A 17772-nucleotide genomic window follows, 5' to 3' on the forward strand; every position below is an offset into this window, starting at 1 on the left:
AATTTACGCCAATCCAAATTCGGCTCCCGGCACCCACTGGCTTGCAGTGGTTGTCGGGGATGGGCCGAGATAGCGCTATCTCAAACAACAAGAGCTTGGAACCATGCCTGAACATCCGCTACATCGCTTCTTTTCCTCGCAGCGGCCGCGGCCGACATTCGAGTGGGAGCGTTACCAGCAGCGCGATGTGCTGATCATCGACCATCCCCGTTGCCAGGCGGTATTCAGCCGCCAAGGCGCGCAACTGCTGCACTTCCAGCCAGCTGGTGAGCGGCCCTGGCTGTGGTGCGCCGAGCAATGGCCGCAGGTGGGCGCCATTCGCGGTGGTGTGCCGGTGTGCTGGCCCTGGTATGGCCGCCATCCCAGCGAAGACCTGTGGCCAGCCCATGGCTGGGCGCGCTTGCTGGACTGGAAGCTGGTGGACAGCCGCGAAGACGAGGAGGGCGTCAGCCTGAAGTGGCGGCTGGACCTGTGCGACTGGCAGGTAGACCTGCACGCCAGGCTCGGCAACCGCATGGAACTAAGCCTGAGCACCGAGCACCAGGACAGTGAACCTTGCCAGCTGAGCCATGCGCTGCTGGCTTACTGGCGTATCAGCGACGTGTCCGAGATAGCGCTGTCTGGGCTCGAGGATATCGAAGGCTATGACCGCCTGAGCCGCCAGGCCTGCCGTGAAGACGGCGCGCTCAAGCTCAAGGGTGGCTGCCAGAAAGTCTACCCGGGCACGCCACGGGTGCAGCTGCAGGACCCGGCCTGGGAGCGGGAGCTGTGCATCGACACCGGCGACAGCGACGATACCGTGGTCTGGCACCCGGGCAATCGGCCGCTGATGGGCGTCAGCGGCCGTGAGTGCCAGGGTTTTGTCTGCGTCGAGGCGGCCAGTGGCAGTGGCGAGGGCCTGAGCCTTGCGCCGGGGCAGCGAGCGCACCTGCGGCTGCAGGCGCACCGGCTCAGTTGAGTTCGTCGTCCTCGATCGGGTAGCGGCTGGCGTTGAGGCTTTCCTTGATCTTGCGCAGGTGCGGCTGGAAGTCCACGCCGCGGCGCAGGGTCATGCCGGTGGCCAGCACGTCGAGCACGGTCAGCTGGATGATTCGCGAGGTCATCGGCATGTAGATATCGGTGTCTTCCGGCAGCGGGATGTGCAAGCTCAGGCTGCAGGCCTGGGCCAACGGCGAGCCGGCAGCGGTCAGGCCGAGCACCGAGGCGCCGTTTTCCCGGGCCAGGCGTGCTACTTCGACCAGCTCGCGGGTGCGCCCGGTGTAGGAGATGATCACGAACAGGTCGCCGGTGTGTGCCACCGAGGCCAGCATGCGCTGCATCAGCACGTCGGCATGGGCCGATACCGCGAGGTTGAAGCGGAAGAACTTGTGCTGGGCATCGAGGGCCACCGGCGCCGAGGCGCCGAGGCCGAAGAAGTGGATCTGCCGGGCCTGGATCATCATGTCCACGGCGCGGCTGACCTGTTGCGGGTCCAGTTGCTGGCAGGCGCTGTCGAGCGAGGCGATGGCACTGCCGAAAATTTTCTGGGTGTAGGCTGCCGGGTCGTCGTCGGCTTCCACCGCACGGCTGACATACGCTGCGCCGCTGGCCAGGCTTTGCGCCAGCTGCAGCTTGAGTTCCGGGTAGCCGCTGACGCCGAACGAGCGGCAGAAGCGGTTGACAGTCGGTTCGCTGACCTTGGCCGCCTGGGCCAGCGCGGCGATGCTGAAACGGGTGGCTTGTTGCGGGTTGAGCAGGATGACTTCGGCGACTTTGCGTTCGGCCTTGTTCAGCTCGTCGAGGCGTCCCTGGATCTGTTCCAGGAGGTTTCGCACGCGGTCCATGGGTGTGTCCTTGGGTCGAGAAGACAGCCGGCTGTGGGAGCAGCAGGCTTTTTGCACGGTCGTCTATCGTACTGTCGGTGCGATTGGCGTACCACTTGTCTGTAACGCTTGCGTGTAATGTTGTGGTTTTTACTACATTATCCCTTGAAAACCGTGTGTGAAAGCGGTATTCCTAGACCAACTTTAGGAAAGAACCAACATCATGGCTGCGATCAGTGTCGAACCTTGCACCTTTGCCCTGTTTGGCGCCCTTGGCGACCTGGCATTGCGCAAGCTGTTTCCTGCGCTCTACCAGCTCGACCGTGCCAACCTCCTGCACGCGGACACCCGCCTGCTGGCGCTGGCCCGCGAGGCCGGCAGCGCCGAGGCTCACCTGAACACCATTGAAACGCACCTGCGCCGGCATGTGGCCGAAGCTGAAATCGAGCCCGCCGCGTTGGGGCGCTTCCTCGGCCGCCTGCGCTACCAGCACCTGGACTTCCTGCAGCCCGAGGGCTACCAGGCCCTGGCCGAACAACTGGCTGCCGAGCAGCCGCTGATCGCCTACTTTGCCACGGCGGCGGCCGTCTACGGCGCCATCTGCGAGAACCTCGACAAGGCTGGCCTTGCCGCTCGCACCCGGGTGGTGCTGGAAAAACCCATCGGCCATGATCTGGAGTCATCACGGCGGGTCAACGATGCCGTGGCGCGCTTCTTCCCTGAAACCCGGGTCTATCGCATCGACCATTACCTGGGCAAGGAGACGGTGCAGAACCTGATCGCCCTGCGTTTTGCCAACAGCCTGTTCGAAACCCAGTGGAACCAGAATTCCATCTCCCACGTAGAGATCACCGTGGCGGAGAAGGTCGGCATCGAGGGCCGCTGGGGCTACTTCGACAAGGCCGGCCAGTTGCGCGACATGATCCAGAACCACTTGCTGCAATTGCTCTGCCTGATTGCCATGGACCCGCCCAGCGAGCTGTCGGCCGACAGCATCCGTGACGAGAAGGTCAAGGTGCTCAAGGCGCTGGCACCGATCACCGGCGAAGGCTTGAGCACCCGGGTGGTGCGCGGTCAGTACATCGCCGGCTATAGCGACGGCAAGCCGGTGCCGGGCTACCTGGAAGAAGACAATTCCAATGCCCAGAGCGACACCGAAACCTTCGTCGCCCTGCGCGCCGACATTCGCAACTGGCGCTGGTCGGGCGTGCCGTTCTACTTGCGTACTGGCAAGCGTATGCCGCAGAAGCTGTCGCAGATCGTCATCCACTTCAAGGAAACGCCGCACTACATCTTCGCCCCGGAACAGCGTTTGCAGATCGGCAACAAACTGATCATCCGCCTGCAACCGGACGAAGGCATATCCTTGCGGGTGATGACCAAGGAGCAGGGCCTGGACAAGGGCATGCAACTGCGCAGTGGCCCGCTGCAGCTGAATTTTTCCGACACCTGGCGCAGTGCGCGGATTCCGGATGCCTACGAGCGCTTGCTGCTCGAAGTGATGCGCGGCAACCAGAACCTGTTCGTGCGCAAGGACGAGATCGAGTATGCCTGGAAGTGGTGTGACCAGTTGATCGCCGGCTGGCGCAACGCGGGCGATGCGCCCAAACCTTACGCGGCGGGGTCCTGGGGGCCGATGAGCTCGATTGCATTGATCACGCGCGATGGGAGGTCGTGGTATGGCGATATCTGAATTGAAGCTGCCAGCGGTCGTGCAGGTGCACGACCTGGCGGATGCCAATGCACTGGCCGCAAGCCTGGCCCATGACGTGGCCGAACGCCTGCGTGCAGCCATTGCCGCCAAGGGCCAGGCCTGTGTGGTGTTGTCTGGCGGTCGCAGCCCGGTGTCGTTCCTCGAGAAGCTGGCCGGCAAACAGCTGGACTGGGCCAAGGTCACCGTCAGCCTGGCCGACGAGCGCTGGGTGCCGGTGGAGCACGCCGACAGCAATGCCGGCCTGCTGGCCCGCCACTTGCTCAAGGGCGCTGCCGGCAAGGCCCGCTTCGTCGGGCTCTATCAGCAGGCCGGAACCCTCGACGCGGCCGCAGACAGTGCCGACCAGGCCTTGGCCGAGCTGCCACCGATCGATGCACTGGTGCTGGGCATGGGCGACGATGGCCATACCGCCTCGCTGTTCCCGGGCAGCCCCAACCTCGCCGCAGGCCTGGCCCCGAACAGCACGCGCCGTTGCCTGCCGATGCTGGCCCCGAGCGTGCCGCACCAGCGCCTGTCGATGACCCGCTCACTGCTGGCCAGCGCGGCATTCATCGCGCTGTCCGTGCAAGGCCCGGGCAAACTCGCTACCCTGCGCGCCGCGCTGGCGGGCAACGACCTTTCCGAAATGCCGATTCGCGCCTTTCTTCACGACCCCCTGGACATCTACTGGTGCCCATGAGCCAAGGATCCACTGTCATGACCACCCTTGAACGCCCACAGCCCAAGCTTTCGATGGCGGATAAAGCCGCCCGGATCGATGCAATCTGCGAACAGGCGCGCATCCTGCCGGTAATCACCATCGCCCGTGAGGAAGACATCCTGCCACTGGCTGACGCCCTGGCTGCTGGCGGTATCCGCACCCTTGAAGTGACCTTGCGTTCGCAGCATGGCCTGAAGGCTATCCAGGTACTGCGTGAGCAGCGTCCGGCGCTATGTGTCGGCGCCGGCACTGTGCTCGACCGCAGCATGTTCGCAGCGGTGGAAGCCGCTGGCGCGCAGTTCGTCGTCACGCCGGGCATCACCCAGGACATCCTCGAAGCCGGTGTCGACAGCGAGATCCCGCTGCTGCCAGGCATCAGCACGCCGTCCGAAATCATGATGGGTTATGCCTTGGGCTACCGCCGCTTCAAATTGTTTCCGGCGGAAATCAGTGGTGGTGTGGCGGCGATCAAGGCCTTTGCCGGCCCGTTCGGCGATATTCGCTTCTGCCCGACTGGCGGCGTGAACCCGGCCAACGTGCGCAATTACATGGCGCTGTCGAACGTCATGTGCGTGGGTGGTACCTGGATGCTCGACAGCAGCTGGATCAAGAACGGCGACTGGGCGCGGATCGAGGCGTGCAGCGCCGAGGCGATGGCACTGCTGGACGCCAACTGAAACTGTTGTGTGCTTTACGGCTTATGGGGCGCTTGGTCGGCGCCCCTTTTTTTGCCTGGGATTTGTACATTGCCTGTGCCGCCCCTCTCCCATGTTTGCCGCAGGGCCTGCGCAATATCTGTAGGAGCGGGCTTGCCCCGCGAAAGGGCCGGTACAGGCAAAAAAAAGCCCGCATCAAAGGATGCGGGCTTTCCTGTTCATTGCGCTACGGCTCAGGCCGCCTTGGCTTCCTGCTGGCTGAGCGAGCGGTTCAGTGCGCTGAACAGCGCCTTGAAGCTGGCGGTGGTGATGTTCTCATCGATACCCACGCCATGCACCGGGCGGCCGCCGGCCACGCGCAGTTCGATGTAGGCTGCCGCCTTGGCATTGGTACCGGCACCGATGGCGTGCTCGTTGTAGTCCATGATTTCCACGGATACTGGCAGACCGGCCACCAGGGCTTCCAGGGCGCCGTTGCCCTTGCCGCGCCAGTGCAGGGTGGTCTCGCCTTCACCGGCGACTTCCACTTCCACGGCACTGTTGCCGTTTTCTTCCTGCAGGCGGTGGCTGACCAGCGCATACGGGGCGTTGGCCTGGAGGTATTCCTTGTGCAGCAGGCTGTAGATCTGCTGGGCGGTCATTTCCAGGCCCAGGCGGTCGGTTTCACCCTGCACGACCTGGCTGAATTCGATCTGCATGCGGCGTGGCAGGCTGATGCCGTATTCCTGCTCGAGCAGGTAGGTGATGCCGCCTTTGCCCGACTGGCTGTTGACGCGGATCACCGCCTCGTAGCTGCGGCCGATGTCGGCCGGGTCGATCGGCAGGTACGGCACTTCCCACAGCTCGCCTTCCTGCTGCTTGGCGAAGCCTTTGCGGATGGCGTCCTGGTGCGAACCGGAGAACGCGGTGTGGACCAGGTCGCCGACGTATGGGTGACGTGGGTGCACCGGCAGCTGGTTGCACTCTTCGACCACTTTGCGCACGCCGTCGATGTCGGAGAAGTCCAGCAGCGGGTCGATGCCCTGGGTGTAGAGGTTCAGCGCCAGGGTCACCAGGTCGACGTTGCCGGTACGCTCGCCGTTGCCGAACAGGCAGCCTTCGGCACGGTCGGCGCCGGCCATCAGGCCCAGCTCGGTGGCGGCGATGCCGGTGCCACGGTCGTTGTGGCAGTGCAGGCTGATGATCACGCTGTCGCGACGGCTGACATTACGGCAGAACCACTCGATCTGGTCGGCGTAGATGTTCGGCGTGGAAACTTCCACGGTGGCCGGCAGGTTGAGGATGATCTTGTGCTCGGGGGTCGGGTTCCACACCTCGATGACCGCGTCACAGACTTCCTTGGCGAACTCCATCTCGGTGGCGCTGAAGGTTTCTGGCGAGTACTGGAAGGTCCACTGGGTTTCTGGCTGCTGGGCGGCATATTTGACGAACAGCTTGGCCGCGTTCACCGCGATGTCCTTCACGCCTTGCTTGTCCTGGTTGAAGACGATGCGGCGGAACGATGGGCTGGTGGCGTTGTACAGGTGGACGATGGCCTTCTTCGCGCCGCGCAGCGACTCGAACGTACGGGCGATCAAGTCTTCACGGGCCTGGGTGAGCACCTGGATGGTGGTGTCGTCCGGGATGTGGCCGTCTTCGATCAGCATGCGCACGAAGTCGAAGTCGGTTTGCGAGGCCGATGGGAACGAGGCTTCGATTTCCTTCACGCCAACCTGCACCAAGGTCTTCCAGAAACGCAGCTTCTTCTCCGAATCCATCGGCTCGATCAGCGACTGGTTGCCATCACGCAGGTCGGAGCTGCACCAGATCGGCGCCTCGGTGATGGTCTTCGACGGCCAGGTACGGTCAGGCAGGTCGATGGTCGGGAAAGCGCGGTATTTCTTCGATGGGTCTTTGAGCATGGTCATGGAAGCAATCCTTTTGTGTGCGGCCGAGATCGGGCCTGCCGAGCTGTAACGAGATGATGAGGCGAGGCGACGCGAATCAGCCTGGTAGTCGGGCGCTGACCAGGCAGAGGCTGCGATGTTGTCGGAGCAGGATGAGGGTGCTGAAGGTTTTCATGCCCTCAACCCTAACCAGTGGGCTGGGGGATGGCAAGCATTCGGAAAAAATTGAGAGGAATGCTTAAAAAAAGATATATAGCGAGATTTTATCGCTGATAAGTGGTTAAGGGGTTTAGATTATTGCGCGGTATTTTTCGATGGCGCAACAGAGCGGAAGTGATGTCGAATGTCCGGCCTCTTCGCGGGGCAAGCCCGCTCGGAGCGGGCTTGCCCCGCGAAGAGGCGCCGCCGATCTCAAGGCTGGAACGCACCAATGAAGATCGCCGGATCCACCCGCGCATCGTTCAGGCTGACATTCCAGTGCATGTGCGGCCCGGTGGCCCGCCCGGTCGAGCCCACGCGCCCGACCACATCGCCGCGGCGCAGCTGCTGGCCAACCTGCACATCGATCTTCGACATGTGGCAAAACATGCTGATGAACCCTTGCCCATGGTCGACGAACACCGTACGGCCATTGAAGAAGTAGTCACCCACCAGGATCACCTTGCCGTTGGCCGGCGTTTTGATCGGCGTGCCGGCCGGTACGGCGAAGTCCAGCCCGGCATGCGGGTTGCGCTCCTCGCCATTGAAGAAGCGGCGCACGCCGAACTTGCTCGACAGCGGCCCGCTGACGGGTTTGTCGAGGATCAGGTTGCTCGGCAGCACCGGGCTGAAGCTGCGATACGCCTTGATCTGCTCGGCCAGTTCACGGTCGATGCGCTTGAGGTCGTCCGGATTCGGGTTGACCTGGCGGGTGTTCTTCAAGGTGATGTGCTGCTCGGGGTACTTCTTGCTGCCAACGCTGAAGGGCAGGCTGCGGCCGCCCTGGGTCAGCACGGCGGTGCCGGGCTTCTGGGTCAGCGGGATGCCGACGATGGCCAGCCAGTTGTCCTGCTCCTTGACTACCAGCACCGGCTTGCCATCGAAGCGCGCGCTCGGCGCCGTTGCTGCCGGGCCGAGGTCGACCACCGCCACGCCACCGGGCACGGGCTTGTTCAGGGTGCGGGTGATGTAGCTGGCCTGGGCGCCTGCGGCCAGCAGCAGGAGGGAGAGGGCGAGCAGGGGTGCGAACAGGCGAGGCATGTGTCAGTCCAGTAAAGAGAGGGTGACTGGGGTCAGGTGATTGTCTTCGACGCGCACCAGCAGCTCGCCTTCGTTCAGGCGTGCGGTCAGGCGCTGGCCGTTGCGGGTCTGCTCGGCGCTGCGGATGGCCTGGCCCTGCTCGTCGAGAAGGATGCTGTAGCCACGTGCCAGTGTCGCCAGCGGGCTGACTACCTGAAGGGTCTGCAGTTGTGCCTGGAAGCGCTGGCGGCGGTCCTTGAGCACTTCGCGCATGGCCCGTGGCAGGCGCTCGGCGAGGCTGTCCAGGCGCTGCGCCAGCAGTTTCAGCGTGCGCCCCGGATGCTGCGCGGCCAGGCGTGTATCGAGACGTGCCAGGCGCTCGCGGCGCTGATTGAGGTTGAGCATGAAGGCCCGGCGCAGGCGCATGTCCAGGTCATCCAGGCGTTGCGCTTGCTGGCGCAGGCGTTCACCGGGATGGCGCAGGCGCCGGGTCAGCGACTCCAGGCGCAGGCGGTCATGGGTCAGGCGGTTCTGCATGCGCAGCAGCAGGCGCCGCTGCAGGCCATCGAGGCGTTGCTGCAGGCCGCTGTTGTCGGGGGCCAGCAGTTCGGCGGCAGCCGAAGGCGTAGGCGCGCGCACGTCGGCGACGAAGTCGCTGATCGACACATCGGTCTCGTGGCCGACGGCGCTGACAATTGGCGTTACGCAGGCGGCCACGGCACGCGCTACTGCTTCTTCGTTGAAGCACCAGAGGTCTTCCAGCGAGCCACCACCGCGGGCCAGGATCAGCGCGTCGAAGCCCAGCCGGTCAGCTTGTTGCAAGGCGCGGACGATCTGGTTGATCGCTTCGCGGCCCTGCACGGCAGTGGGGATCAGGTTCAGCTCGACCTGTGGTGCCCGGCGGCCGAACACGCTGATGATGTCGCGGATCACCGCGCCAGTGGGCGAGGTGATGATGCCAATGCGTTGCGGATGGGCCGGCAACGGCTTCTTGCGCTCGGCACTGAACAGTCCTTCGGCGCCGAGCTTTTCCTTCAGCGCCTCGAAGGCCAGGCGCAGGGCGCCATCACCGGCCGGTTCGACCGTGTCGAGGATCAGCTGGTAGTCGCCACGCCCTTCGAACAGTGAGACCTTGCCGCGCACGCGCACCGCCAGGCCGTCACGCAGGGCCTGGCGTACACGGGTGGCGTTCTGCCGGAACAGTGCACAGCGCACCTGGGCGCCGCTGTCCTTGAGGGTGAAGTACATGTGGCCGGAGGCCGGGCGGGCGAGGTTGGATATCTCGCCCTCCACCCAGACGCTGCGGAACACGTCTTCCAACAGCACGCGCGCGCGGCCGTTGAGTTGGCTGACGGTGAGGACCTCGCGGTCCAGGCCGAGTCGTTCGAAAGGGTCTCTGATCATGGCGGGCATCATAAAGGACATCGGCCCCGGTTGTCTGTCTCGCCCCTGTCCTCGCGCATATCGCGGTCGCTGTGGGAGCGGGTTTATCCGCGAACACCGGCATAGCCGGTGACATCAACCCTGCATCGCTGCCACGAACTGGCGCACCATCTGTCCGGCATCGCGTCGGCAGGCCAGCGCCACAGTACTCTCGCATCCCCCCTCCAGCGCCACGAAACTGACCGAGGCCGGTGCAATCTCCCGCATGCAATTCGGCAACAACGCCACCCCGAACCCCGCCTGGATCAGCTGCAACTGTGTGGTCTTGCGCGACAGCACCTGCGCCGCTCGCGGGAAAAAGCCAGCATCCATGCACAGTGAGGCCGACAGGTAACTCAGCCCGCCGCGATCCCGATGCGGGATGGAAACAAAGCGCTCCTCACACAGCTGCTCCAGCCTCACTTGCGCTGCACCGGCCAGCGGATGCCCGGCGGCAACCGCCAGCAACAATGGTTCACTGAACAGCTCGTTCAGCACCACGCCTTCATGCTGGCGCAGCACCGGCAGGCGCAACAGGCCGATATCCAGCCGCCCGGCGGCGATATCCTCCAGTTGCGCTTCCGACGACTGCTGGGCGATCTCCAGCGCAATTCCCGGGTTGCCTCGCAGGTAGCCGCCCAGGCGAGCCAGTATCGGGCCGGTCAGCGGTACCGTGCTGGAGTGGTTCAGGCGCAGGCTGCCTTGCAGCCCTTCGCCAATGTCGCGGGTCACCTGCTCGGCCTGCGCCAGGTCGGCCAGCAAGCGCCGCGCGCGTTCGAGGAAGGCCTGGCCGGCCAACGTCAGGCGCGGCAGGCGTGCGGTACGTTCGAACAGTGGCGTGCCCAGTTGCTGCTCCAGCTCCTTGATCTGCCGGCTCAGCGCCGACTGGGCGATGTACAGCCGCTCGGCGGCACCGCTGAAGCTGCCGCATTCGGCGATTTCCACGAAGTAACGCAATTGGCGGATCGACGTCATGTCATGCCTTTTCGAGATGGGTACGGTGTTAAAGGCATATTAGTCGGGATGGCTCATGGCTGGCTAACCTTTGCCTGTCTTCCCAGGAATTGCTGCCATGCTGGACCAACTGTCGATTTCCGGCCTTGAATGGCTGCCCATCCTGCTCGGCGTCGGCGCTGCCTATATCGTCTTCGGTATCGCCGGCTTCGGCACCGCGCTGGTGGCCGGCCCGGTACTGATCCATTTCATGCCACTGTCGCGGATCATACCGCTGCTGGTGCTGCTGGACTTCGTCGCCGCCTTCGGCAACCTGCTGCCATCGCGTCGCGACGTGGTGCGCGGTGAGCTGCTGCGCCTGTTACCGTGCATGGCCGTGGGCTGCACCTTGGGCGTGGTATTCCTGCTGCACCTGAAGTCCGAGCTGTTGCTGCTGCTGATGGGGCTGTTCGTCACCGCCTATGCGATCTATGGCCTGGCGGTGAAGGTGCGACCGGTCAGGTTGTCGGGCCTCTGGGCGGTGCCCATGGGCACGGTTGGCGGGCTGTTCGGCGCCTTGTTTGGTAGTGGCGGTTTCCTTTATGCGATCTACCTGAGCGCACGGCTGGAAATAAAGGAACAGGTGCGCGCGACCCAGAGCGCCCTGATCAGCTGCAGCACCATTGTGCGCCTGACGCTGTTCCTGCTGGCCGGCGTGTACGCCGACACCAGGCTGTTGCTGCTCGCCGCCTGCCTGCTGCCCGTGATGTTCATCGGTCTCTGGGTGGGCCGCCGGCTGACCTTTAAGCTGTCCCGCGAAGCTTTCGTGCGCCTGGTCACCTGGCTGGTGCTGGCCAGCGGCCTGGCGCTGATCGGTCGCTACCTGAGCGGCTGAGCTGTAGAATTGCAGGATTACCGCAGTCCGCAGGCCCGCTTCGTTCATGAACACCCAGAGCATCATTGTCCCCAAGCTGTCCACCGTCGAGGTGCACGAAGCCCGTGCCCGCGCCATCCTGCGCTGGCTGGTGCGCGAGAAGATCGTCGAAGAACAACTGACCACCTGCGGGCGCACCGGCAACCGCATGGGCCATGCCTTGGCGGCGGGCGCGCGCAAGGTCGCCCTGCATCCGGAAAAGCTGCCGTTCGGCGAGCAGGTCAATGGCCTGGAAGTGATGCTCAAGCGTTGCATCTATACCCCGACCGAGGGGTTCCTCGAGGAGGCTGGTTGCCCGGAGTGCCGGCGCGAGGTCGGCGAGCCGCTGTTCGAGAGCCTTGAGGAGTGGATGCCGGCGGTGAGCGACAACTTCACCTGCCCGCTGTGCGGCCATGAAGACGACATCAACGGCTTCATTTACCTGCAGCCATGTGCCTTTTCCAACCTTGGGTTCATCTTCAACAACTGGGGCGAGGCCGGGTTCACCCAGGCCTTTCTCGACAGCTTTGCCGACTGGCTCGACCAGCCGGTGGCGGTGGTGCAGGTAAAAGTGCCACAAGGCTGACCGAAGGCCCTTATTTTGCATTGAGCGGCGCGCCGTGGATGAGTATAATGGCGCGCTTCCATTTTTCCCGCCCGGGAGCCCCCGCGATGCTGCGTATCAGCCAAGAAGCCCTGACCTTCGACGATATCCTCCTTGTACCTGGCTACTCCGAGGTACTGCCCAATGAAGTCAGTCTCAAGACCCGTTTGACTCGTGGCATCGAGCTGAACATTCCGCTGGTTTCCGCTGCCATGGATACCGTGACCGAAGCGCGCCTGGCCATTGCCATGGCCCAGGAAGGCGGCATCGGCATCATCCACAAGAACATGACCATCGAACAGCAGGCCGGCGAAGTGCGCAAGGTCAAGAAGTTCGAGGCTGGCGTGGTCAAGGACCCGATCACCATCGAAGCCGACGCCACCGTGCGCGATCTGTTCGACCTGACCCGCCTGAACAACATCTCCGGCGTTCCGGTACTGGCGAACGGCGACCTGGTCGGCATCGTCACCTCCCGTGACGTGCGCTTCGAAACCCGTCTGGACGCCAAGGTCCGCGACGTGATGACGCCGAAAGAGCGTCTGGTCACCGTCCGCGAAGGCGCCGACAAGAACGAAGTCCGCGAGCTGCTGCACAAGCACCGCCTGGAAAAGGTCCTGATCGTTGACGACAAGTTCAACCTCAAGGGCATGATGACCGTCAAGGACATCGAAAAGGCCAAGGCCTACCCGCTGGCCAGCAAGGACGACCAGGGTCGCCTGCGCGTTGGCGCTGCGGTCGGCACCGGCAAGGACACCGGCGAGCGCGTTGCCGCCCTGGTTGCCGCCGGCGTTGACGTGGTGGTGGTCGACACCGCCCACGGTCACTCCAAAGGCGTGATCGACCGCGTTCGCTGGGTCAAGGAAACCTACCCGCAAGTGCAGGTGATCGGCGGCAACATCGCCACCGGCGCTGCGGCCAAGGCCCTGGCTGAAGCCGGCGCCGACGCCGTCAAGGTCGGTATCGGCCCAGGCTCGATCTGCACCACCCGTATCGTTGCCGGTGTCGGCGTGCCGCAGATCAGCGCCATTGCCAACGTCGCCGCTGCACTGGAAGGCACTGGCGTGCCACTGATCGCCGACGGCGGCATCCGCTTCTCCGGTGACCTGTCCAAGGCCATCGTTGCCGGTGCTTCCTGCGTGATGATGGGTTCGATGTTCGCCGGTACCGAAGAAGCACCGGGCGAAGTCGAGCTGTTCCAGGGCCGTTCCTACAAGGCCTACCGCGGCATGGGCTCGCTGGGTGCCATGGCACAGGCGCAAGGCTCGTCCGACCGTTACTTCCAGGACTCCTCGGCCGGCGCCGAGAAGCTGGTACCTGAAGGCATCGAAGGCCGCGTTCCTTACAAGGGGGCCCTGGCCGCGATCATCCACCAGCTGATGGGCGGCCTGCGTTCGTCCATGGGCTACACCGGCAGCGCGACCATCGAAGAGATGCGCACCAAGCCGGAATTCGTGCGCATCACTGGTGCTGGCATGGCCGAGTCCCACGTGCATGACGTGCAGATCACCAAAGAAGCCCCTAACTACCGCGTAGGCTGAGGCTTCCAGCAAAACTTGCAAGCGGGGCTGTCATTACAGCCCCGCGTCGTTTCCGATTTCCACTGACGAGATTGAGTCATGGCCCTCGACATTCACGCTCACCGCATCCTGATCCTCGATTTCGGTTCCCAGTACACCCAGCTGATCGCCCGCCGCGTGCGCGAAATCGGCGTGTACTGCGAGCTGCACCCGTTCGACATGGACGATGAAGCGATTCGCGAATTCAACCCGCGCGGCATCATCCTCGCCGGCGGCCCCGAGTCGGTCCACGAAGCCAACAGCCCACGTGCCCCGCAGGCGGTGTTCGACCTGAACGTGCCAGTGCTGGGTATCTGCTACGGCATGCAGACCATGGCCGAGCAGATGGGCGGCAAGGTCGAAGGTTCCGACCTGCGTGAGTTCGGTTATGCCCGCGTCGATGTGGTCGGCAAGAGCCGCCTGCTCGACGGTATCGAAGACCACGTCGACGACGACGGCGTACTGGGCCTGGACGTGTGGATGAGCCACGGTGACAAGGTCACCCAGATGCCAGGCAACTTCCACGTGTTGGCCAGCACCCCGAGCTGCCCGATCGCCGGCATGTTCGACGATTCGCGCGGCTACTACGGCGTGCAGTTCCACCCGGAAGTGACCCACACCAAGCAGGGCGGTCGCATCCTGTCCCGTTTCGTGCAGGACATCTGCGGCTGTGAAGCCCTGTGGACCCCGTCCAACATCGTCGAAGACGCCATCGCTCAGGTACGTGAGCAAGTCGGCTCGGCCAACGTCCTGCTGGGCCTGTCCGGCGGCGTTGACAGCTCGGTTGTTGCCGCGCTGCTGCACCGCGCCATCGGTGACCAGCTGACCTGCGTCTTCGTCGACAACGGCCTGCTGCGCCTGCACGAAGGCGACCAGGTGATGGCCATGTTCAAGGAGAACATGGGCGTCAAGGTGATCCGCGCCGACGCTGAAAAGCAGTTCCTCGACAACCTGGAAGGCGAAGCCGACCCGGAGAAGAAGCGCAAGATCATCGGCCGTACCTTCATCGACATCTTCGATGCCGAAGCCAGCAAGCTGGACAACATCCAGTTCCTCGCCCAGGGCACCATCTACCCGGACGTGATCGAGTCGGCCGGCGCCAAGAGCGGCAAGGCCCATGTGATCAAGTCGCACCACAACGTGGGCGGCCTGCCGGAGGAAATGAACCTCAAGCTGGTCGAGCCGCTGCGTGAACTGTTCAAGGACGAAGTGCGCAAGATCGGCCTGGAGCTGGGCCTGCCGTACGACATGGTCTACCGCCACCCGTTCCCGGGCCCGGGCCTGGGCGTGCGCATCCTCGGTGAAGTTAAGAAGGAATACGCCGACATCCTGCGTCGCGCCGACCACATCTTCATCGAAGAACTGCGCAAGGCCGACTGGTACCACAAGACCAGCCAGGCATTCGTGGTGTTCCAGCCGGTCAAGTCGGTCGGCGTCGTCGGCGACGGCCGTCGCTACGCCTGGGTCGTCGCGCTGCGTGCCGTCGAGACCGTGGACTTCATGACCGCGCGTTGGGCACACCTGCCGTACGAGCTGCTGGAAACCGTCAGCGGCCGTATCATCAACGAAATCGACGGTATCTCCCGCGTCACCTACGACGTGTCGAGCAAGCCACCGGCCACCATCGAGTGGGAATGAGTTGAGCCACAAGGGCGCCGCAAGGCGCCCTTGTCGTCTCTACATCCAGGGTCGGCTGATGGGCACTTGCAAGCGCAAATCGCTCTTGATCCATGCCGCCATACCATCCTCTTCGAAGGTATGTCCGGGATCGACACCTATTCCGCCGCTCTGGCCCACCTCGATGTCCTCCACGCGCAGCCCGATGGCGCCCTCCATTTCAGCCAGTCCTGCAATGCCCATGAAGTTATTGGCATGTGAGTTGCCGACCAGAGCAACCCACTTCGAAGGGCCGCGGCTTGCCTGGTCGATGGCAATGACCCGATGGGCGAAGAAGTTCATCATTTCCTGACGAATCGTGGAGGAGGGCTTTTCGTGCCAGGCTTGACGATAGGACGCCAGACAGTCGATGGCCTGAGCCCGTACGCCCTGCGCATGGGCTGCATACAGCACTTTTTTCAGGGTGTAGGGTGTGACCTCGAACTGGCTGGCCAGGGCGTCCAGGTCTGCCACATATTGCCTGAGTGCTTCCGGCAATGTGCCGGTCTGGTTGAACAGGTCGAGTTCTGCCTGGTGGAAGTCGGTCAGGAAGTGTTCCAGGTAGATGACCTTCACGCCTGCCTTGTGCAATTGGCCCATGTTGCTGACAAGGAACTGCCGGGCACCGCGCTCGACATGTGATTCGCCAACCACCAGGCCTTCGCTGTGGCGGTAAAGTTCACGGAAAAAGGGGCTTGTCGGCGCGGCCAGGGGCAGCTCTGCCAGTTGCGGACGCGGACGTGGTTCGAAGTTGAGGAAAAATTGCCGGGCATCGGCAGCCAGGTCATCGCGCAATTTCCTGTAGAGCCTGTAGGGCGGTTCGGCGTTGTAGGTCAGGGCAATGTCCTGATCGCCATTGGCCGCTTCCCTCAGGGCCGTTGCTTGAGCGTGCGGCACTTCGTAGGGCGTCGGCTCCAGCGCCGGCAGCTTCGGCCTTGGGTGGAGCCTGCCCCAGGCCTTGAGCAGGAAGCGAGGTGTTCCACCGTTGAGACGCAAACGTTCGGCGATCTTCCAGTTACCGTCTGCGTCGAGCCGCAGAGGCATGGTCTGGGTGAATGAGAATGGGTTTTCCGGATCGATGATGGCCCAGGTGTCGAGCTCACCGATAAAGCGCACTTGGTAGGTCAGGTCGCCAACCATTGCGTAATGTTTGCCTCTTTCCATGATGACGCCCTGGAAACGAATATCACCGGGTACCGAGGAAAGTATGTCGTTGTTCTCGAGGGCTTCCAGCAGCTTCCCGGGCTCCGATGGGGCGTATGCCTCGGGTACCCACGCCAGCAGTTCGCCCGCCGTGGCATTTCCGGGCTCCGGTTCGGGCAGCGCTGTTGCCTCGTCTGTTTCAGGCAGGCGCATCTCGCCGTCGACGTTCAGCCCTGCTTCACGTAGCAGGCTGGCGTTGAACAAGGTGTTGATGGCGCAGAGGATTGCCGCAACGAAGCCGGATTGCCGCTCTGCCGTGGTATGGCCGTTGATTGCCTGATCGATATCCAGCCCGGTCTCGGCCAGCCCGGCGCCGGTAGCTGCCAGTGCTACAGGCCAGCCCAGCACTGCCAGCGGCCCGAAGACTCTGCCGAAGCTCTGCAAATAACTGATCCAGCGTTGCTTGCGCAAGTCGGCATTCGAGCGCAGGGCGAAGTGGGCATCTGCGAGCATGCGCTGTCGTGCGCTGTCGTGCGCTGTCGCTTAGCCAGGTGAAGGCATCCTGCTGGAGCGGGGTGGCGAGCGTATTGAGCCCAGGTGGGTCAATAGCGTCCCACTGCTTGCGCATGACATCCAGCAAGTGGTGGAGACCGATGTCAGGATCGTTTTCAGCGTGGCTGGCCAATGGGAAATGGCTGAGGAAACGAGCGCGATCAAGCCTGTCTCGTGTCTGCGCCAGCACCCAGCCATACAGTTCGCGGTCATTGGCGAACAGGTGCAGAGCCTGATCCTCACCGGGAATATAGAGCAGCTGGCTGCCGTCTTCCAGGACCAGCCGGAGTATGTCGCTGGCGATGTGGCCGCCAATGTCGAAGCTGTGCAGGCGCGGCGCGGCAGCGCGTGTGAACTGTTCGCGAAGGAGGGACAACGAGACAGGCCAACGCTGAATGCCGGTCAGAGCGTGCGCGGCACTCAAGGCTCGCTTGGCCAGAGCGCTACCGGGGGCATGGGCGCACACTTCCACAACTTTACTCAGGAACGATGCCTTGGCCAGTGTCCGGTAATCGTCGGCATGCTGTTGCCAGAAGCGCGATATACGAGCATGGAAGTCACTGCTGAAGTCGATTTCCCAAAACCTCGTCATCACACTCCTGGGGGCGAGTCGTATCTCGTTCGATTCGTCAAAGCGCTCGCAGGCTGGCCCGCTGGAGTAGAAACCGGTGAACTGGTCGAGCAGGTCGCTGGCTTCCTGCTCGGCTGGGTTGAAACGCGCCATCACCAGTTGCGGCAGCGTCAGCGTCTGGTAAGGCCGTTCATGGTGCTGCCAACCGTTGAATGTGAGCGGGCTGCTCGAAGTGGCGTGAAAACGATGGAAGTAGACGGAGTCGGGCTCAAGCGCGCCAAGCCCTTGCTGCTCAAGTAACTGCAGGGCTACATCACGTGCCCGCTGGCGCAGGTCAGGACAAGTGCGGCCAACTTGCTCGGCAATGTCGCTCAGCGCATTGAGGTCGTGCTGTTGTTGTTCGTTCAGGGGCATTTGCGAATCTCACATCGTGACCAAAGGGGGCA

At 63.4% G+C, this 17772-nt stretch carries 15 protein-coding genes; 8 read left to right on the forward strand and 7 right to left on the reverse strand.

Annotated elements, in window-relative coordinates; genetic code table 11:
• Positions 1 to 103: 103 nt before the first annotated feature.
• Entirely contained in the window at positions 104 to 958 is an 855-nt protein-coding gene (locus ACOKS3_RS05380) for a D-hexose-6-phosphate mutarotase (protein WP_103445509.1), read from the forward strand.
• On the opposite strand, the gene hexR is transcribed toward ACOKS3_RS05380, so the two are convergent.
• On the reverse strand, positions 951 to 1814 hold the full coding sequence (gene hexR, locus ACOKS3_RS05385) for a DNA-binding transcriptional regulator HexR (protein WP_177326722.1): 864 nt from the start codon (positions 1812 to 1814) through the stop codon (positions 951 to 953). The genes ACOKS3_RS05380 and hexR overlap by 8 nt on opposite strands.
• A gap of 211 nt (positions 1815 to 2025) precedes the next feature.
• Between hexR and zwf the strand changes: the two genes are divergently transcribed.
• The 3 genes from zwf to ACOKS3_RS05400 are packed head-to-tail and all read left to right on the forward strand — an operon-like array spanning position 2026 to position 4893.
• Positions 2026 to 3495 carry a glucose-6-phosphate dehydrogenase gene (zwf, locus tag ACOKS3_RS05390; protein ID WP_103445508.1) on the forward strand — a complete coding sequence of 490 codons (1470 nt, stop codon included), beginning with the start codon at positions 2026 to 2028 and terminating at the stop codon, positions 3493 to 3495.
• Positions 3482 to 4195 (forward strand): 6-phosphogluconolactonase, encoded by a 714-nt coding sequence (gene pgl, locus ACOKS3_RS05395; RefSeq protein ID WP_103445507.1) that lies wholly within the window; start codon positions 3482 to 3484, stop codon positions 4193 to 4195. Before zwf ends, pgl begins: the two co-directional genes overlap by 14 nt.
• A 17-nt stretch (positions 4196 to 4212) precedes the next feature.
• Positions 4213 to 4893 (forward strand): bifunctional 4-hydroxy-2-oxoglutarate aldolase/2-dehydro-3-deoxy-phosphogluconate aldolase, encoded by a 681-nt coding sequence (locus ACOKS3_RS05400; protein WP_103445506.1) that lies wholly within the window; start codon positions 4213 to 4215, stop codon positions 4891 to 4893.
• 212 nt (positions 4894 to 5105) lie between these two features.
• On the opposite strand, the gene leuA is transcribed toward ACOKS3_RS05400, so the two are convergent.
• From leuA to ACOKS3_RS05420, 4 genes are all read right to left on the reverse strand, one after another.
• On the reverse strand, positions 5106 to 6779 hold the full coding sequence (gene leuA, locus ACOKS3_RS05405; protein WP_103445505.1) for a 2-isopropylmalate synthase: 1674 nt from the start codon (positions 6777 to 6779) through the stop codon (positions 5106 to 5108).
• Between the two features lie 390 nt (positions 6780 to 7169).
• Positions 7170 to 7997: a M23 family metallopeptidase gene (locus ACOKS3_RS05410; protein ID WP_103445504.1), complete on the reverse strand. Its 828-nt coding sequence runs from the start codon at positions 7995 to 7997 to the stop codon at positions 7170 to 7172.
• A gap of 3 nt (positions 7998 to 8000) precedes the next feature.
• A complete protein-coding gene (gene xseA / locus ACOKS3_RS05415; RefSeq protein WP_103445503.1) occupies positions 8001 to 9380 on the reverse strand; it encodes an exodeoxyribonuclease VII large subunit in 1380 nt (459 codons plus the stop codon).
• Between the two features lie 114 nt (positions 9381 to 9494).
• Positions 9495 to 10373, reverse strand: a complete 879-nt coding sequence (locus ACOKS3_RS05420; protein WP_103445502.1) for a LysR family transcriptional regulator — start codon at positions 10371 to 10373, stop codon at positions 9495 to 9497.
• A 97-nt stretch (positions 10374 to 10470) separates the two neighbouring features.
• On the opposite strand from ACOKS3_RS05420, the gene ACOKS3_RS05425 reads away from it, so the two are divergent.
• The 4 genes from ACOKS3_RS05425 to guaA all read left to right on the forward strand — a co-directional run bounded on the left by ACOKS3_RS05425 (position 10471) and on the right by guaA (position 15042).
• Positions 10471 to 11226 carry a sulfite exporter TauE/SafE family protein gene (locus ACOKS3_RS05425; protein WP_103445501.1) on the forward strand — a complete coding sequence of 252 codons (756 nt, stop codon included), beginning with the start codon at positions 10471 to 10473 and terminating at the stop codon, positions 11224 to 11226.
• Between the two features lie 46 nt (positions 11227 to 11272).
• On the forward strand, positions 11273 to 11830 hold the full coding sequence (locus ACOKS3_RS05430) for a sugar ABC transporter ATPase (RefSeq protein ID WP_103445500.1): 558 nt from the start codon (positions 11273 to 11275) through the stop codon (positions 11828 to 11830).
• 86 nt (positions 11831 to 11916) lie between these two features.
• Entirely contained in the window at positions 11917 to 13386 is a 1470-nt protein-coding gene (gene guaB, locus ACOKS3_RS05435) for an IMP dehydrogenase (RefSeq protein ID WP_012270723.1), read from the forward strand.
• 78 nt (positions 13387 to 13464) lie between these two features.
• Entirely contained in the window at positions 13465 to 15042 is a 1578-nt protein-coding gene (guaA, locus tag ACOKS3_RS05440; RefSeq protein WP_079229545.1) for a glutamine-hydrolyzing GMP synthase, read from the forward strand.
• A 39-nt stretch (positions 15043 to 15081) separates the two neighbouring features.
• Here guaA and ACOKS3_RS05445 read toward each other — a convergent pair whose 3' ends face one another.
• Positions 15082 to 16467, reverse strand: a complete 1386-nt coding sequence (locus ACOKS3_RS05445; RefSeq protein ID WP_463581469.1) for a membrane-targeted effector domain-containing toxin — start codon at positions 16465 to 16467, stop codon at positions 15082 to 15084.
• On the reverse strand, positions 16442 to 17740 hold the full coding sequence (locus ACOKS3_RS05450; protein ID WP_422763499.1) for a dermonecrotic toxin domain-containing protein: 1299 nt from the start codon (positions 17738 to 17740) through the stop codon (positions 16442 to 16444). The genes ACOKS3_RS05445 and ACOKS3_RS05450 overlap by 26 nt, the downstream gene beginning before the upstream one ends.
• Positions 17741 to 17772: the final 32 nt, after the last annotated feature.

The sequence above is a fragment of the Pseudomonas sp. HS6-2 genome, from assembly GCF_049325675.2.
Taxonomy (GTDB): domain Bacteria; phylum Pseudomonadota; class Gammaproteobacteria; order Pseudomonadales; family Pseudomonadaceae; genus Aquipseudomonas; species Aquipseudomonas putida_N.

Coding starts and splice junctions, on each gene's coding strand:
- ACOKS3_RS05430 (WP_103445500.1), top strand. CDS start 11,273: ATGAACACCCAGAGCATCATTGTCCCCAAGCTGTCCACCGTCGAGGTG.
- guaB (WP_012270723.1), top strand. CDS start 11,917: ATGCTGCGTATCAGCCAAGAAGCCCTGACCTTCGACGATATCCTCCTT.
- xseA (WP_103445503.1), bottom strand. CDS start 9,380: ATGATCAGAGACCCTTTCGAACGACTCGGCCTGGACCGCGAGGTCCTC.
- pgl (WP_103445507.1), top strand. CDS start 3,482: ATGGCGATATCTGAATTGAAGCTGCCAGCGGTCGTGCAGGTGCACGAC.
- ACOKS3_RS05410 (WP_103445504.1), bottom strand. CDS start 7,997: ATGCCTCGCCTGTTCGCACCCCTGCTCGCCCTCTCCCTCCTGCTGCTG.
- ACOKS3_RS05420 (WP_103445502.1), bottom strand. CDS start 10,373: ATGACGTCGATCCGCCAATTGCGTTACTTCGTGGAAATCGCCGAATGC.
- ACOKS3_RS05400 (WP_103445506.1), top strand. CDS start 4,213: ATGACCACCCTTGAACGCCCACAGCCCAAGCTTTCGATGGCGGATAAA.
- zwf (WP_103445508.1), top strand. CDS start 2,026: ATGGCTGCGATCAGTGTCGAACCTTGCACCTTTGCCCTGTTTGGCGCC.
- ACOKS3_RS05425 (WP_103445501.1), top strand. CDS start 10,471: ATGCTGGACCAACTGTCGATTTCCGGCCTTGAATGGCTGCCCATCCTG.
- guaA (WP_079229545.1), top strand. CDS start 13,465: ATGGCCCTCGACATTCACGCTCACCGCATCCTGATCCTCGATTTCGGT.
- leuA (WP_103445505.1), bottom strand. CDS start 6,779: ATGACCATGCTCAAAGACCCATCGAAGAAATACCGCGCTTTCCCGACC.
- ACOKS3_RS05380 (WP_103445509.1), top strand. CDS start 104: ATGCCTGAACATCCGCTACATCGCTTCTTTTCCTCGCAGCGGCCGCGG.
- ACOKS3_RS05450 (WP_422763499.1), bottom strand. CDS start 17,740: ATGCCCCTGAACGAACAACAACAGCACGACCTCAATGCGCTGAGCGAC.